Here is a 16,064-nt window from a genome sequence, read left to right on the forward strand (position 1 = left end):
CGCCGTTCCATCGGGAGCGCCAAGCGGCGCGAGAGACACCCAGCGCGGACGGCTCAGCGGTCGTTGGTGTCGGAAGGGATGTGTGCGATCAACCTGTTGACCCGCATATCGTTTTCCGCCGTGCAGGCGAACAGTCGACAGATCCAGTCCATCCAGCGCGTCAGAATAGCCATGACCCTCTCCCTTATTTTGTCGGATGATAGCAGTTTGGGGAGGTGAAGAGAAGTCTAACCATGGTAGCGCCGCCGCATATTTCCGTGCTGGGGCGTCAGGAAAGACCATGCTTTTCTACCCCCCTTGCGATGGAACGACGGGGTCTTTATCAGCATCGGCGCGACAGGTTCCCCGAAAGGGGATGAAAAGGGAAGTCGGGTGGAAGGCCCGCGCTGCCCCTGCAACTGTAAGCGGCGAGCGATCCGGCCATCACGCCATTGGGACAAGGTTCCGAGAAGGCGGCCGGGAAGCATCGACCCGTGAGCCAGGAGACCTGCCTGACGCAGTCGTTCTTCGACCGGACAGGGTGCGCCGGCCGAACGGGGTTTTCCCTCGCGAAGCGACAGCCATCGCCTTGCCGGCGTGACCGTGCAGGGGGAGTTCTGTCGCCCGTCCGGTGTCGGCCTGTCCTCCTCTGCCTGGTTTCCTGGCCGGGCATTTGCCGTCGGGCTGGAGGAAGCGGAATGACTGATATGTGGAGCTGTCGCTGATGTTGCGGGCCGTCGGGCGCGGGGCGTCGGTGGTGGTCTGTTCGACCTGCCGTCTGTCGGCGGAGAGCAGGGAGGATGAGTATGGTCGGCGTGGCGGCGCATTGCTGACCGAGGCGCTCCAAAAAATGCAGGAGAGCGACCCCGCCTATGCGGCGGTCGCGGTGCAGGACATGCCCTGCCTCTTCGCCTGCCAGCGCCATTGCACGGTGCATATCCGGGGAACCGGCAAGATCGGCTATGTGCTGGGCGACTTCACGCCGGACGAGGAGGCCGCCCGCGCCATATTGGATTATGCGGTGCGCCATGCCGCAAGCGAGGAGGGCGTGGTGCGCTATGCCGACTGGCCGCAGGGGGTGAAGGGGCATTTCATCGTCCGTACGCCGCCCGAAGGCTTCGTCTGCTCATGATCCGGTTCGATAATCGTGCGGCCTTTGCCGCCGCGCTGGCGGATTTGCCCGTGCGGGACGAAAGCGCCGTCGCAGCGGCGGCGGCGCGGCAGGCGGTGCTGACGAAGCCCGCCGGATCGCTGGGGCGGCTGGAAGAGATCGCCCTGTTCATGGCGGGCTGGCAGGGCCGGGAGCGGCCCCGGGCCGAGCGCATCCGCGCCGCGATCTTCGCGGGCAATCATGGCGTGGCGGCGCGGGGGGTCAGCGCCTTCCCGGCAGAGGTCACGGCCCAGATGGTCGCGAATTTCCGCCATGGCGGCGCGGCGATCAATGCTTTGGCGCAAGCCTGCGGCGCGGAGCTGACCGTGGTGGCGCTCGATCTGGAACGGCCGACAGGAGACATTTGCGTCGAAGCGGCGATGAACGAGGCGGACTGCCTTGCCGCGATCAATGCCGGGGCGGCGGCGGTCGAACCGGGCCTCGACCTGCTGCTGCTGGGCGAGATGGGCATTGCCAACAGCACGCCAGCGGCGGCGCTTTGCGCGCAGGCCTTTGGCGGCGTGGCGACGCATTGGGTCGGGCGCGGCACGGGCGTGGACGGCGATGGACTGGCGCGCAAGGCCGAAGCGGTGGCGCAGGCGCTCGCCTTGCACGGGATGCATTGTGCCGACGCCTTCGAAACGCTGCGGCGGCTGGGCGGGCGCGAGATCGCGGCGCTGGCGGGTGCGGTGCTGGCGGCGCGGATGCTGCGCGTGCCGGTGATGCTGGATGGCTTCATCGGCTGCGCGGCGGTCGCTCCGTTGGCGAAGGACAATCCGGCAATCGTCGGCCATTGCCTGGCAGCGCATATGTCGGCCGAGGCGGGGCATGAGCGCCTGCTGGCTGCGCTGACGCTGGAACCGCTGCTGCGGCTGGACATGCGGCTGGGCGAGGGCAGCGGCGCTGCGGTGGCGACGCAGATCGTGCGGTCGGCTCTGGCTGCCCATGCCGGCATGGCGACCTTTGCGGAAGCGGCAGTGGCCGGCGCGCTATGAGTGCTTTTCCGCTCCACCTGATGCGCCATGGCGCGCCGCAGCTCGCCGGGCGGTTGCTGGGGCATCTGGACGCGCCGCCGGAAGCGGAGGGCATCGCGCTTTGCGTCGAGCGCGCGCGAGGATTGGACTTTGCGCGGGTGGTGACGTCCGACCTTGCCCGGGCGCGGGCGCCGGGCGCGATCATAGCGGCGGAGCGGGGCGTCGGCCATGGCGTCGACAGCCGTTGGCGGGAACTGCATTTCGGACGTTGGGAGGGGGCCGACCCGGCGACTCTTCCTTCTGCCGATCTGGCCCGCTTCTGGGACGATCCGGACGGCTTTCCACCGCCGGAGGGCGAAAGCTGGACCGATCTTTGCGGCCGGATACGGGACGGGCTGGGCGACCTTGGCGAGCCGGTGCTGGTGATTTGTCATGCCGGAGCGATGCGGGCGGCGCTGGCTGTCCTGTGCGGCTTCGACGTGCGGCAGGGTTGGGCGGTCGACCTGCCCTATGGCGCGGTGCTGAGTCTGCAGGTCTGGCCCGGCGAGCAGCCGTCGGCGCAGATTACAGGGCTGATGCCATGAAGCGGCTGGTGCTGGCCCTGCAATTGATGACGCGCTTGCCCTTGCCCGCGCTGGACGTCGATGAAGCGGATTTCGCTGCCGCGATCCGTTGGTTTCCCGCCACGGGGATCGCCGTGGGCCTGATCGTCGCGGGTGCCACCGGTCTTGGCCTCCGGATCGATCCATGGGCGGGCGCCTTGTGCGGCCTGCTGGCCTGGGTCACTGTTACTGGCGCGCTGCATCTCGACGGATTGGGCGATATCGCGGATGCGGCGGGCGCCGCGCATGGCGACCGGTCGCGCCTGTCCGCCGTTCTGGCCGATCCGCATATCGGCAGTTTCGGCGTGGTCGCCATCGGCCTGCAATTGCTGGCCAAGCTGGTGCTGCTGCGGCTGTGGATGGAAATTTTCCCGCTGTGGATGCTGGTTCCCGTGGCGATGGCGGCGAGAATCGGCCCGCTGGTCTGGACGCGATGGCTGCCGCCACTGCACGAAGGGCTGGCGAGCCGATTTCGAGCAGGCTGGCGGGCGGCACCCCTTATCCTCTGGATGGCGCTGGGGCTGCTGCTGGGTTTCTGGGTGCCTGCCTTATGGGCGGCAGTCATATTGATTCCGCTCTGGGGGCTGTGGCTGCGGTCGCGGATCGGCGGCATTTCCGGGGACGGACATGGCGCTGGCATCGAACTGCTGGAAAGCGGCATGCTGGCCGTTATGGTGCTGGCGCGATGAGCGGCTTCACCTGGCATGGCGGACGACTGGCCGAGGCGCGGGCGGTCTATGGCGGTGCGGACTGGATCGACCTGTCGACGGGGATCAGCCCTCTGACATGGCCGGGGGCCGATCGCATCTCCGTGGATTGGCGATGCTTGCCCGACCCGCATGATCTGACGGTGCTGGAAGCGGCGGCGGCGGCGCATTTCGGCGTCGATCCCGATCATCTCTGCACTGTGCCGGGCAGCGAAGCGGGTTTGCGGCTGGTGGGCCGGATGCTGGACATGCCCGGCCGTTGGCGGATGCCGAGCTATCGCACCCATGGCGAGATTTTCGCGCAGGGCCGCCCGATGGCCGCCGGGGAAGATGCGTCTCGGGAAGCGGTTGCGCTGCTGTTCGCCAATCCCAACAATCCCGATGGCCGCATCCTGCCGCCTGCCCGTCTGCTGGAATGGCTGTCGGGATTGGAGCGGGCCGGGGGATGGCTAATCATCGACGAAGCCTATGCCGATGCCATGCCGTCATGCAGCCTGGCGGATGCGGTCGGGGACGAGCGGCGGCTGATCCTGCTGCGATCCTTCGGCAAGTTCTTCGGGCTGGCGGGCGTGCGGCTGGGCTTTCTCATCGGGCCGCGGGCGATCGTCGCGGAGGCGCGGCGGATGCTGGGGGAATGGCCGGTCTCTGCTGCGGCGATCGCGTTCGGGCGTGCGGCCTATGATGACCGGGCATGGATCGAAGAGGCGATTGCGGCTTTGGCGGAACGCGCGGCGCAACTGGATGAAGTGCTGGCGCGGCACGGACTGGCGGCGCGGGGGGAATGTCCGCTGTTCCGGCTGGTGGAGGTGGAGGATGGACCGGCCCTGTTCGACCGGCTGGCGCGGCGGGCGATCCTGACACGACCTTTTGAGGAAAATCGGCGCTGGCTGCGGCTTGGTCTGCCGGGCGATGCGGCTGCGCTGGCGCGGCTCGACCGGGCCTTGGCGGATGGCTGAGCCGGTGGCGCTGGCTGCGCTGATGCTGGACGTGGCTCTGGGCTGGCCGGTCTGGCTATATGCGCGGATCGGGCATCCGGTGGGTGGTTTTGCGCGGATCATCGGCGCGGTGGAACGGCGGTGGAACCAGGAAGCCTGGAGCGATCCGACCCGGCGATGGGCCGGAATTGCCCTGCTGTTGCTATTGCTGGGCGTTGCGGGAGGTTCCGGTCTCGCGTTGGAATGGGCGATCCGCAGGTGGGCCGGGGATATGGCGTGGATCTGGCTCGCGCTGGCGGCCTGGCCGGCGCTGGCGCAGCGCAGCCTCTATGCGCATGTGGCGCCTGTGGCGCGCGCGCTGGCGAGGGGAGAGCTGGATGCCGCGCGGCAGGCGGTGGGCCGGATCGTGGGACGCGATACGGATTCGCTGGACGAAGCGGGCGTTGCCAGGGCCGGGATCGAGAGCCTGGCCGAAAGCTTCTGCGATGGAATCGTCGCGCCGCTGTTTTGGCTCCTGCTGTTGGGGCTGCCGGGAATCTGGGCCTATAAGGCCGTGAACACCGCCGACAGCATGATCGGGCACAAGGAGGCGCCTTTCACGGATTTCGGCTGGGCGGCAGCGCGATTCGACGATCTGCTGAACTGGGCGCCGGCGCGGCTGGCGGCCTTTGTCCTTTGCATCGCGGGCGGCGGAGGATGGGCCGTGATGTGGCGGGACCATGGACGCCATGCCTCGCCCAATGCGGGTTGGCCCGAGGCCGCCATGGCCGGAGCGCTGGGGATAAGGCTGGCCGGGCCGATCCGCTATGACGGCGTGCTGCATGACAAACCATGGATCGGGACGGGTGGCGAAGCGGATGTCCGTGCCCTGCGGGCCGCGCTTCGGATCTATTTATGGGCCTGCCTGATGTTGTGGGGTCTGGCCGCGATCGGGGAGGGAATCGGATGACGACATTGCTGGTGCTGGGCGGATGCCGCTCCGGCAAGAGCCGCTATGCACAAGAGCGGTGCGAAGCCGTTTCAGACGGCAGCCTGGCTTATATCGCAACGGCGCAGGTCTTCGATGCGGAAATGGAGGAGCGGATCGCGCGCCACCGGAGCGAACGCGGCAGCCGCTGGCTGACCATCGACGCGCCCATAAACCTGGCTGAGGCGCTATCCGAAGCCGCAGGGAGGGCGGACGCGATCCTAATCGACTGCCTCACCCTCTGGCTTTCCAATCTCATGCTGGCGGAGGCGGATATTTCGGCGGCCCGGGCCGCTTTGGCGGGTGCTGTCGTCGCTTGTCCCATCCCCGTCACATTGGTGGCCAATGAAGTGGGACTGGGCATCGTGCCCGACAACGCCTTGGCCCGGCGATTCCGGGACGAGGCGGGGTGGCTCAACCAGCAGATGGCGACCCTGTGCCGGGAGGTCATATTGCTGGCGGCGGGGTTGCCCTTGACGTTGAAAGCTTAATATTGCACCATGGTATAGAATTTTAGTGATCCACCGATGGAATTGCAAGCTGATCGCCATTCTGTGGGTGAACAGAAACGCGACCTAGACGGGGGGATAAGAAAACTTCGTTGCGCAAAATGCCGGTGTAATATTTGGGTTCGTGCGTCTTGCCTGCTGCCATCCGAGGCAATAAGGGCGGAGACGGCTGAAAAGCTGTGGAGGGGTTTATGGAAGGCGGCTGGTCCGGCAGGGGGCATGAGTGTCGTAAACGCTACCACCAATTATTATTGGCTGAATATGATGGGCGGCATTTTCGCTCGGTTTCATGCCTGCTCAATCAGGGGGATGGTCTGTGAGTTCGCTTAATCCCGATTATTTGTTCGTGTTCATATTGGCGGCCTTTGTGGGTTTTCAGTTGATCAAGAAGGTATCGCCGCTGCTGCATTCGCCGCTGATGTCGCTGACCAATGCGATTGCGGCGGTGGTGGTCGTGGGCGCAATCACGATCACGGGGGAGGAAGGCGCGACGCCGCTGGCGAAGACGCTGGGCTTCATCGCGGTGTTCTGCGCCACGGTCAATCTGGTCAGCGGTTTCATGATCACCGACCGCATGCTCAAGATGTTCAAGCCGCGGGGGAAGTGAGATGAACGCATTCGTGCCCTTTGCGGCGATCCTCTCGTCCTCGCTGTTCATCCTGGCGCTCATGTGGATGAGCCACCCATCGACCGCGCGCCGGGGCGTGCGGGCAGGCGAGATCGGCATGGTCGTGGCCATTATCGGCGCGCTCGTGCAGCATGAGGTGGTCGATTATAATCTCATCATCATCGCGATGATCGCGGGCGCGGCCGCCGGTATCCCGATGGCGCTGCTGATGCCGATGACCGCGATCCCGCAGCGGACCGCGATCAGTCACGCTTTCGGCGCGCTGGCGGTTGGTCTGATCGGTGCGGCGGAATATTACAAGCATGCCCATGCCGAATATGCCGGCGGCTTCATCATGTGGGCGCTGATGTTCGAGATGCTGCTGGGTTTCCTGACCTGCACCGCATCGGTCATCGCCTTTGCCAAGTTGCAGGAGATCATGGGCAGCCGACCGGTGTCCTTCGTCGGTCAGCGCGTGCTGAACGGCGGCGTGGCGCTGGCGACGGTGGTGATCGGGGTCATGCTGGCGATCGATCCGACGCAGACCTGGCTGTTCCCCGCCTTCGTCGCGCTGGCTCTGCTGTTCGGCGTGCTGCTGGTGATCCCGATCGGCGGCGCGGACATGCCGACCGTCATCGCGCTGCTCAACAGCTATGCGGGTCTGGCGGCGAGCGCCATGGGCTTTGCCCTGGGCAACAAGCTGCTGATCGTGGCGGGCGCGCTGGATGGGGCGTCGGGCTTCATTCTGGCGGTCATCATGTGCAAGGCGATGAATCGCAGCTTCGCCAACGTCATGTTCGGCGGCTTCGGCAAGGTCGTGGCGGGCGCGGCGGGCGGCAAGGACGACCGGGTGGTGCGCTCCGCCTCTGCCGAGGAAGCGGCGATGCAGCTCGAAAATGCCAGTGTCGTGGTGATCATCCCCGGCTATGGCATGGCCGTGGCGCAGGCGCAGCATAAGGTGAGCGAGCTGTATCAGGCGCTGACCAAGAAGGGCGTGGACGTGAAGTTCGCGATCCATCCCGTGGCGGGCCGCATGCCAGGGCATATGAACGTGCTGCTGGCCGAGGCCAATGTGCCCTATGAGCAGTTGATCGAGCTGGACGACATCAACCCTGAACTGCCGCAGGCGGATGTCGCGCTGATCATCGGGGCGAACGACACGATCAACCCTTCGGCCCGCGACGATCCGCAGAGCGCCATTGCGGGCATGCCGATCATCGAGGCGGATCGCGCCAAGTCGGTGTTCGTGATCAAGCGCTCCATGAATGCGGGCTTCGCCGGGATCGACAATCCGATCTACTATAACAGCAATACCCAGATGCTGTTCGGTGATGCCAAGGACATGGTCGGCTCCATCGCCAAGGAACTCGCAGGCGGGGGCTCAGGGCTGCATTGAGGGCAAGTTGACAGAAGCTTGAACAGAAAAAGCCCGCCGGACATGTTCGGCGGGCTTTTTTGTGGACGGCGGCCTATCGTCCGCTCGCGAAATCCGCGCCAATGACCCGGTAGAGCAGGATGCGGTTCCGGATCAGTGTCAGGTTCGTCGCGATGACGCTTTGTTGAGCATTGTAGAGACTGCGCTGGCTGGTCAGGCTGTTGAGGAAGGTATCGATGCCCGCGCGATAGCGTTCCTCGGCCAGTGTGTAGCTGCGCTGGCTGGCAAGGACCAGACGTTGCTGGGCAGCCTGCTGGTCGTCGATCGTGCCTTCGCGGGCGAGGGCGTCGGACACTTCCTGAAAGGCCGTCTGGATCGCCTTTTCATATTGGGCGAGGCTGATGTCGCGCTGCGCCTTGCTATAGTCAAGATTGCCGCGTGCGCCGCCACCGAAGATCGGCATGGTCGCAGATGGCGCCGCGGACCAGGCAAAGCCCCCGCCGGTGAAGAGCGAGGACAGCGCCGAACTCGCCACGCCGATGGCCGCGGTCAGGCTGATTTTCGGAAACATCGCCGCCCGCGCTGCCCCGATATCGGCATTGGCGGCCTTTAGCTGATGTTCGGCCTGCAACACGTCCGGGCGCTGGAGTAGCACGTTGGAAGAAAGGCCTGCGGGCACCTTTGCGACGCTGCCGGTCAGCTCTTGCAGCGATTGGGGCAGCAAGGCGTCCTCGACCGGGGCACCGACGAGAAGATCAAGCGCATTCCGATCCTGAGCGACCTGAGTGATTGTCGCGGCAATATCGCTGCGCGCCTGCTCCACCGTGGTTTCGGCCTGATGCACGTCGAGCTTGCCGATCAGGCCCGCACTATTGAGAGACCGGGTGAGGGCCAGCGTGCGTTCCGTGCTGGTCAGTGTCTGGCGGGAAAGTGCCAGCAATTCCTGGTCGGCGGCCAGGGTGGCATAGGCGCTGGCCGTCTCCGCGATCAGGGTGATGCGGGTCGCCCGCGCGCCCTCCTCCGTCGCGAGATAGGATTCGAGCGCCGAGCGGGTGAGGTTCTTCACCCGGCCGAACAGGTCGATCTCGAACGCGCTGAAACCGATGTCGGCACTGTAGCTGTTCTGGCGGTCGTCGTTTCGCCGGACGAAGCTGGCTGCCGCCTCGCCCGTGACGGCGGGAAGCTGGGCGGCGCGCTGAACCCGATATTGGGCGCGGGCAGCCTCCACATTGGCGAGCGCGGCGCGCAGGTCGCGATTATTGGCGAGGGCGCGTTCGATGACCGTCCTGAGGCGTTGGTCGCCCACCAAGGCGGTCCAGGGCAGGCCGGGCTTTTCCGTGGCGACCGTCGGCGCATAGGCCTGGCCGCTGGGGAAGCTGGCGGGCACGGGCGGCGCGGGGCGGACATAGTGGGGCGCCATGTTGCAGGCCGACAATGCGGCGGCCGAGGTCAGGGCGAGGAGGGCGCGCTTCATGCCGGAACCTCCGTAGCGGGGACGGCAGCGGGCGGCGGATTCTCGCGGTTGAAGATGCGCATGATCGTCAGGAAGAAGAGAGGGACATAGAAGATGGCGAGCACGGTCGCGGTCAGCATGCCGCCGACCACCGCCGTGCCGATGGCGATGCGGCTCTGCGCGCCCGCTCCCGTGGCGATGGCCAGGGGGATGACGCCCGCGATGAAGGCCAGCGAAGTCATCAGGATCGGGCGGAAGCGCAGGCGCGCGGCCTCCAGAGCGGCGGCCGTGGCGTCCTTGCCCTGCAGATAGGCGAGTTCCGCGAATTCGACGATCAGGATCGCGTTCTTCGCGGCCAGGCCCATGGTTGTGAGCAGGCCGACCTGGAAATAGATGTTGTTCTCCAGCCCGCGCAGCGTCACCGCCAGCACCGCGCCGATCAGGCCGAGCGGGATGACCAGCAGCACCGCGAGCGGGATCGACCAGCTTTCATAGAGCGCGGCGAGGCACAGGAATACCACCAGCACCGACAGGCCATAGAGCAGTGGCGCCTGCCCGCCGGAAAGCTGCTCCTGATAGGACAGGCCGCTCCAGGCATAGCTGGTGCCGGGCGGGAGCTGCTTTTGCAGCTTCACCATCTCGTCCATCGCTTCGCCCGAACTGGCGCCCGGCGCGGCCTGGCCCTGGATTTCATAGGAGGACTGGCCGTTATAGCGCGAAACGGTGGTCGGCCCCATCGTCCAATGGGTGGTGGCAAAGGCGGAAAAGGGCACCATTTCGCCAGTGCTGCTGGACCGCACCTGCCAGTTGTCGAGGTCCGTCGGCAGCGCGCGATATGGCGCGTCGGCTTGCATATAGACGCGCTTCACCCGGCCACGGTCGACGAAATCGTTGATATAGGTGCTGCCCCAGGCGGCGCTCAGCACATTGTCGACGCTGTTTTGGGTAAGGCCGAGGACGGCGAGTTTCTCGGAATCAACGTCGACCTTGAGCTGCGGCGTGTCCTCCAGCGTGGCGGCGCGCACGCCCGCCAGCTTCGGGTCGTTTGCCGCGGCCTTCATGAGCTGGTTGCGCAGCGCTAGAAAGCGCTCGCGGCTGAGGCCGCCGGTGTTCAGCAGCTCGAAGGTGAAGCCGTTGGATTGGCCCAGGCCGCGAATGGAGGGCGGGGTCATCGCCAGCGCCTTCGCATCGCGGATCGCGGCGAGCTGCTTGGTGGCGCGGTTCGCGATCATCGTCGCGCTGTTGGCCGCCCCCTTGCGCTCGTCCCATGGGGCCAGGTTGATAAACCCTTGCGCGGTATTTTCGCCCTGTCCCGCGAAACTGAAGCCCTGGGTGACGAAGGCGAAGGCGACATTGTCCTTTTCATCGCTCATGAAATAATTCTGGACGCGCTCCACCGCGGCAGCCGTGCGGGAGGATTTTGCGCCGGCGGGCAGGGTGATCTGAACCATCACCTGCCCCTGATCCTCCACCGGCAGGAAGCTGGTCGGCAGGCGGACGAACAGCAGCCAGAGCAGGGCGAGGATGACGGCATAGCCGATCCAGAAAAAGGTCCGGCGGCCGATGAAGCCGTTGAGCCGCGTCATATAGCCGTTGGTGACGCGGCTGAACCAGCGGTTGAACCTGCCGGTCCAGCCGCGTTCGCGATGCTCCTCGGCTATGGGTTTCAAGATCGTGGCGCAGAGCGCGGGGGAGAGGATCAGCGCGACCAGCACCGAAAGCAGCATCGAGGAAACGATGGTGATCGAGAATTGGCGATAGATGACGCCCGTCGACCCGCCGAAAAAGGCCATGGGCAGCAGCACGGCGGACAGGACAAGGGCGATGCCGATCAGGGCGTTGCCGATTTCCTCCATCGACTTGATGGTGGCGTCACGCGGGGAAAGCCCTTCCTCCTCCATGATGCGTTCGACATTTTCGACCACGACGATGGCGTCGTCGACCAGCAGGCCGATCGCCAGCACCATGCCGAACAGGGTCAGCGTGTTGATCGAATAGCCGAACAGCGCCAGCACGCCGAACGTGCCGAGCAGCACCACCGGCACGGCGATGGCGGGCACCAAAGTGGCGCGCCAGCTTTGCAGGAAGAGGAACATCACCACCACGACCAGCCCGACCGCTTCGATCAGCGTCTGAACGACTTCCTCGACCGATAGCTTGATGAAGGGCGTGGTGTCGCGGGGATAGGTGACGGTGTAGCCGTGCGGCAGGTTGGTCGACAGCTGCGCCACTCTGGCCTTGACCAGCTCCGCGGTCTTGAGCGCGTCGGCGCCCGGCGCGAGCTGCAGCGCCATGCCTGTTGCCGGATGGCCGTTCAGGCGGGCGGAGGAAGTGTAGCTTTCATTGCCCAGTTCGACCCGAGCCACGTCGGACAGGTGGACGACCGAACCGTCGCTCTGCGTCTTGACGATGATATTGCGGAACTGCTCGGGCGTTTGCAGGCGGGCTCGGGCGGTGACGGTGGCGTTGAGTTGCTGCCCCTCCGGCGCGGGATCGGCGCCGATCTGGCCTGCCGACACTTCGACATTCTGGCTGGCGATGGCGCTTTGCACGTCGGACGGCATCAGCTTGACCGTCGCCAGCTTATAGGGGTCCAGCCAGATGCGCATCGCATATTGCGATCCGAAGATCTGCGAGGAACCCACGCCGTCGACGCGAGCGATGGGATCCTGGAAATTATTGACCAGATAGTCGGCAATATCCGCCTGAGACGCCGTGTCGGTCCGGTCGTAGAGGCCGACCACCATCAAAAAGTCGTTCTGCGATTTGGTGACGGTCAGACCCTGTTGCTGCACGGCGTTGGGCAGGCGACTCAGCGCCTGCTGCACTTTGTTCTGCACCTGCACCTGCGCGGTGTCGGGATCGGTGCCCTTCTTGAAGGTGACGGTGATCCGCGCCTGACCGTTGGCGGTCGACGAGGAGGAGAAATACATGAGGCCGTCTATGCCGGTGAGTTGCTGCTCGATGACCTGGGTGACGCTGGTCTCGACGGTTTCGGCGGAAGCGCCGGGATAGTTGGCGCTGATATTGACCGACGGCGGGGCGATGTCGGGATATTGGGCGATCGGCAGGGTCAGCATCGCGCCCAGGCCCGCCATCATGATGCCGATGGCGATGACCCAGGCGAAAATGGGCCGTTCGATGAAAAAGCGGCTGAGCAAGGTCTCGACCCCTTATTTCGCGGCCTGATCGACGGGCACGGGTTTCACAGCGTCGCCGGGCTGCACCTTGTCGGTGCCTTCGACGATCAGCCTGTCGCCCTTTTTAAGCCCGCTGGTGATCAGCCATTTGTCACCCACGGCTTGCGCGGCGGTGACGATGCGGCGTTCGACCTTGCCCGACTTGTCCACGACCAGAGCGGTGGCGTTGCCCTTGGGGTCGCGGCTGATGCCCTGTTGCGGCACCAATATGGCGTTAGGAACGACCGATTGCGGGGCGACGACGCGCACGAACATGCCGGGCAGCAGCAGGCTGTCGGGATTGGGGAAGCGGGCGCGCAGCGTGACGGTGCCGCTGTCCGGATCGACGATCGGCTCGGCAAATTCGATGCGGCCTTCGAGCGGATAGTCGGTGCCGTCGTCCAGTTTCAGCCGGATCGTGGCGCTGGCGGGCAGCGCGTTGCCGGCGGCGAGGGCGCGGCGCAATTGGAGCAGCTTTGCGCTGGACTGCGTCACGTCCACGAAGATCGGGTCAAGCTGCTGGATGGTGGCGAGCGCTGTCGTCTGGCTGGCGGTCACCAGCGCACCGGGCGTGACTGAGGATCGGCCGATGCGCCCGCTGATCGGGGCACGGACCTGGGTGAAATTGAGGTTGATGCCCGTGGTCTGGAGCGTGGCGCGGGCTTGGCTCACGGCGGCGGCGGCCTGGCGGGCGGTGGCGATCACATCGTCGCGATCCTGCGCGCTCACTGCCTCGCTCTGGCCAAGGGCGCGGTAGCGATTGGCCCTGGCCTGGGCGGCGGCGGCGGTCGCCTGCGCGCTCGCCAGGGTCGCCTGCGCCTCGTCGCGGGAGGCGCGGTAGAGCGAGGGATCGATCTGGTAGAGCGGCTGGCCCGCCGTCACATAGGAGCCTTCGGTGAAGAGGCGCTTCTGGACGACGCCTGCCACCTGCGGCCTGACCTCCGACATCATGGTGGAGGCGGTGCGGCCCGGCAATTCGGTGGACACCGTTACATTCTGCGTCGTCAGCGTCACCACGCCGACCTCGACCGGCCCTTTTTTCGGCGGTTCCCTGTGACCGCAGGCGGCGACCAGCGCACAAAGCGCGATGGGGGCGATCCGGAGGGCAGAAAGGCGGCTGGGCATGGTCGGCGGACGGGTCCAAATGACGAGAGGGATCTTCGCCCGGCGCAGGGGGAGGGGAGGGACGCGCCGGGCGAAGGTCGGCTCCGTCATCCGGCGCCGACCTTGCCCTCATGATCGCTTGGCGCGCATCATTCCAGCGCGACTTATTGTCCCGATGGTTCAATCTGTAGCGGATTGTATCTTTATGTATCTGCGCGGGCGGCAGGCGCAGACTTGGCGCGAAAATGCGGCTAGAAGACGCCCATGCCCGATCCGTCCCGTCCGCCCCGCGTGATTGTCGTCGATGATGATGAGGATATCCGGGATCTGATCGTCGGTCAGCTTGCGCAGGAACGCTATGAGGTGCTGGCGGCAGGGAGCCTTGGCGAACTGCAAGCGCTGATGGCGACGCAGGCGGTCGACCTGATCGTGCTCGACCTCAACCTGCCCGACGGCGACGGGCTGTCGCTGTGCCGGGAATTGCGGGCGCAGGGCAGCGGCGTTCAGATCATCATGGTGACGGCGCGGGGCAGCGCCATCGACCGGGTGCTGGGGCTGGAGCTGGGCGCCGACGATTATCTGACCAAGCCGTTCGAGCCGCGTGAACTGCTGGTGCGTATCCGCAACCTGTTGCGGCGATCGCGGAACGAAGAGCCGGCGCGGCAAAAGACGGCGCGGATCGTGCGTTTCGGACCCTGGCGGCTGGACCTGTTCCAGCGCCGCCTGATCGCCAGCGACGACCGGCTGATCATGCTGTCCTCCGCCGAATTCCGCCTGCTCTCCCGCTTCATCGAGGAGCCCAATATGGTGCTTTCCCGTGAGGCGCTGGTGCCCGAGCGGCGGGCGACGGCGGCGTTCGATCGGTCGATCGATCTGCAGGTCAGCCGGTTGCGGCAGAAACTGGCCGACAGCCCCGGCGGCGACGGCCTGATCCTGACGGTGCGCGGCGAAGGCTATGTCCTGGCGAGCACGGTGACATACGAATGATGGTTCCGGTCGTGGCGCGGGCGCGCAATTTCTTCCGGTCGCTGGTGGGGCAGATCTTCCTGTTGCTGACGGTCGGCATGATGACCGCCGCTATCCTGGCGCTGCTGGTCGCGGAGCAGGCCCGGCATCTCGATTTCGAACGCTGGCGCCTGCAGCGCGTGGTGGCGAGCGCCGTCGACATCGCGCAGCGCCTCAGCCACGATCCCGTCCGGATCGAGGCGATGCTGAGCGACCAGCAGATCATGGGCGCCAGAACGGCGCCAAGTGGAATCGCCCTGACCGATCCGGACCCGGCCTTGGCGCACGCGCTGGAGGCGCGTTTCGGGCCGCATTCCAACCCGGAGGCGGGGCAGGTGCCTGCGGGGCTTTGCTTCCCTGCGAGCAAGGCTGATCCGAACAACCGTGCGGCCGGACTGATCGGCGCGCCCCGTCCCGATTGCTGGGTCGTCCGCTTTACCGATAGCACGGGCGAGCGGCGGTCGCTCGCGCTCTATCTGCCGCGCCTGGTCAAGCCGCCCAGCAATCTCGCCAAGCCGGTCTATCTGCTGCTGATCTTGCTCTCTTCGGCGGGCCTGGCGATCGTCGTCGCGCGCTTCGTCGCCAAGCCGCTGCGCCGGCTGGAACGGGCGGCCGAGGCCTTCTCCGTATCGATCGACCCGGAGGAAATTCCCGAACGCGGGCCGGAAGAGGTGCGGGCGGCGCTATCCACCTTCAACCTGATGCAGCGCCGGGTGCGGGCGGGCTTTGCCGAGCGGACGCAATTGCTTGCCGCGATCAGCCATGACCTTCAGACGCCGCTCACCCGCCTGCGCCTGCGGTTGGAACTGGTCGAGAATGAGGAATTGCGGGCGCGGCTGTTGCAGGATCATCAGGCGATGATGACGCTGGTGCGCGAGGGGCTGGACTTGGCGGCGAGCACGGAAGCGCAGGAGGACTGGTCGGTGATCGACATCGATTCGCTGCTCACCAGCATGGCGGAGGACGCGCAGGATCTGGGATCGCCGGTCCGTTTCCTGGCGGGCTGTGGCGGGACCGTGCGGGTCAAGCCGAATGCGCTCACGCGCTGCATCAGCAATCTGGTGAACAATGCGGTCAAATATGGCGGCAGCGCGGACATCAGTTGCGCACGGCAGGCGGGGCGCGTGCTGATCGAGGTGCGCGACCATGGGTCGGGCATAGCGCCCGATCAACTGGATCAGATGTTCGAGCCCTTCACCCGTGGAACGGCCGGTCAGCCGGGCGGCCGGCCGGGGACGGGAATCGGCCTCACCATAGCGCGGTCGCTAGCGCTGAGTTTCGAGGCGTCCGTGCGGTTGGCCAATGCGCCGGATGGGGGGCTGGTGGCTACGATCGATATGAAGGCCTGAGAGTCTGTTTGGAAATGCGCCTTTGGACGCATAGCCGCACCGGCGCTAAAATGCGCTCTTCCGCGCGTTTCCAAACAGACTCTGACCGATCGACCCGGACTCAGGGCGGGAGAGCGCAATGGAACCAATGCAGCCTTGCCGAGATTATCTCCATTACCCTCTTCCCTCT

The 16,064-nt window shown here is 65.9% G+C and carries 14 protein-coding genes and 1 riboswitch; of the genes, 11 read left to right on the forward strand and 3 right to left on the reverse strand.

Translation table 11 applies throughout. The features are described from left to right. Positions 1-321: 321 nt before the first annotated feature. Positions 322-510: riboswitch (cobalamin riboswitch) on the forward strand. 193 nt (positions 511-703) lie between these two features. The 9 genes from HHL26_RS17895 (at position 704) to HHL26_RS17935 (ending at position 7,826) form a co-directional block, all read left to right on the forward strand. Next, on the forward strand, positions 704-1,111 hold the full coding sequence (locus tag HHL26_RS17895; RefSeq protein ID WP_066563811.1) for a DUF1636 domain-containing protein: 408 nt from the start codon (positions 704-706) through the stop codon (positions 1,109-1,111). Next, positions 1,108-2,124 carry a nicotinate-nucleotide--dimethylbenzimidazole phosphoribosyltransferase gene (gene cobT, locus HHL26_RS17900; RefSeq protein ID WP_169576368.1) on the forward strand — a complete coding sequence of 339 codons (1,017 nt, stop codon included), beginning with the start codon at positions 1,108-1,110 and terminating at the stop codon, positions 2,122-2,124. The genes HHL26_RS17895 and cobT overlap by 4 nt, the downstream gene beginning before the upstream one ends. Beyond that, positions 2,121-2,687, forward strand: coding sequence for a histidine phosphatase family protein (locus tag HHL26_RS17905; protein ID WP_169576369.1), 567 nt, complete (start codon positions 2,121-2,123; stop codon positions 2,685-2,687). Before cobT ends, HHL26_RS17905 begins: the two co-directional genes overlap by 4 nt. Continuing rightward, the gene (locus HHL26_RS17910; protein ID WP_169576370.1) at positions 2,684-3,394 is read left to right on the forward strand and encodes an adenosylcobinamide-GDP ribazoletransferase; all 711 of its coding nucleotides are present in this window, start codon (positions 2,684-2,686) and stop codon (positions 3,392-3,394) included. Before HHL26_RS17905 ends, HHL26_RS17910 begins: the two co-directional genes overlap by 4 nt. Then, a complete protein-coding gene (locus HHL26_RS17915; RefSeq protein WP_066562550.1) occupies positions 3,391-4,368 on the forward strand; it encodes an aminotransferase class I/II-fold pyridoxal phosphate-dependent enzyme in 978 nt (325 codons plus the stop codon). Before HHL26_RS17910 ends, HHL26_RS17915 begins: the two co-directional genes overlap by 4 nt. Next, positions 4,361-5,296, forward strand: a complete 936-nt coding sequence (gene cbiB, locus HHL26_RS17920) for an adenosylcobinamide-phosphate synthase CbiB (RefSeq protein WP_066563818.1) — start codon at positions 4,361-4,363, stop codon at positions 5,294-5,296. The genes HHL26_RS17915 and cbiB overlap by 8 nt, the downstream gene beginning before the upstream one ends. Next, positions 5,293-5,805 (forward strand): bifunctional adenosylcobinamide kinase/adenosylcobinamide-phosphate guanylyltransferase, encoded by a 513-nt coding sequence (gene cobU, locus HHL26_RS17925; protein ID WP_197672823.1) that lies wholly within the window; start codon positions 5,293-5,295, stop codon positions 5,803-5,805. Before cbiB ends, cobU begins: the two co-directional genes overlap by 4 nt. Before the next feature lie 334 nt (positions 5,806-6,139). Continuing rightward, positions 6,140-6,430 (forward strand): NAD(P) transhydrogenase subunit alpha, encoded by a 291-nt coding sequence (locus HHL26_RS17930; protein WP_082749005.1) that lies wholly within the window; start codon positions 6,140-6,142, stop codon positions 6,428-6,430. A 1-nt stretch (position 6,431) separates the two neighbouring features. Next, complete coding sequence (locus HHL26_RS17935) at positions 6,432-7,826, forward strand: NAD(P)(+) transhydrogenase (Re/Si-specific) subunit beta (protein WP_066562547.1); 1,395 nt, start codon at positions 6,432-6,434, stop codon at positions 7,824-7,826. Positions 7,827-7,899: 73 nt separating this feature from the next. Here HHL26_RS17935 and HHL26_RS17940 read toward each other — a convergent pair whose 3' ends face one another. From HHL26_RS17940 to HHL26_RS17950, 3 genes are read right to left on the reverse strand one after another with little or no spacing between them, the layout of a single operon-like run. Next, positions 7,900-9,279: an efflux transporter outer membrane subunit gene (locus HHL26_RS17940; protein ID WP_169576371.1), complete on the reverse strand. Its 1,380-nt coding sequence runs from the start codon at positions 9,277-9,279 to the stop codon at positions 7,900-7,902. Next, a complete protein-coding gene (locus HHL26_RS17945) occupies positions 9,276-12,419 on the reverse strand; it encodes an efflux RND transporter permease subunit (protein ID WP_169576372.1) in 3,144 nt (1,047 codons plus the stop codon). Before HHL26_RS17945 ends, HHL26_RS17940 begins: the two co-directional genes overlap by 4 nt. A 12-nt stretch (positions 12,420-12,431) precedes the next feature. Next, positions 12,432-13,562 (reverse strand): efflux RND transporter periplasmic adaptor subunit, encoded by a 1,131-nt coding sequence (locus HHL26_RS17950; RefSeq protein WP_066563809.1) that lies wholly within the window; start codon positions 13,560-13,562, stop codon positions 12,432-12,434. Positions 13,563-13,805: 243 nt separating this feature from the next. On the opposite strand from HHL26_RS17950, the gene HHL26_RS17955 reads away from it, so the two are divergent. Then, positions 13,806-14,528, forward strand: a complete 723-nt coding sequence (locus tag HHL26_RS17955; RefSeq protein ID WP_066562543.1) for a response regulator — start codon at positions 13,806-13,808, stop codon at positions 14,526-14,528. Then, complete coding sequence (locus tag HHL26_RS17960; protein ID WP_169576373.1) at positions 14,525-15,895, forward strand: ATP-binding protein; 1,371 nt, start codon at positions 14,525-14,527, stop codon at positions 15,893-15,895. The genes HHL26_RS17955 and HHL26_RS17960 overlap by 4 nt, the downstream gene beginning before the upstream one ends. Positions 15,896-16,064 lie beyond the last annotated feature (169 nt).

The sequence above is a fragment of the Sphingobium sp. TB-6 genome (assembly GCF_012927365.1).
Lineage (GTDB): Bacteria > Pseudomonadota > Alphaproteobacteria > Sphingomonadales > Sphingomonadaceae > Sphingobium.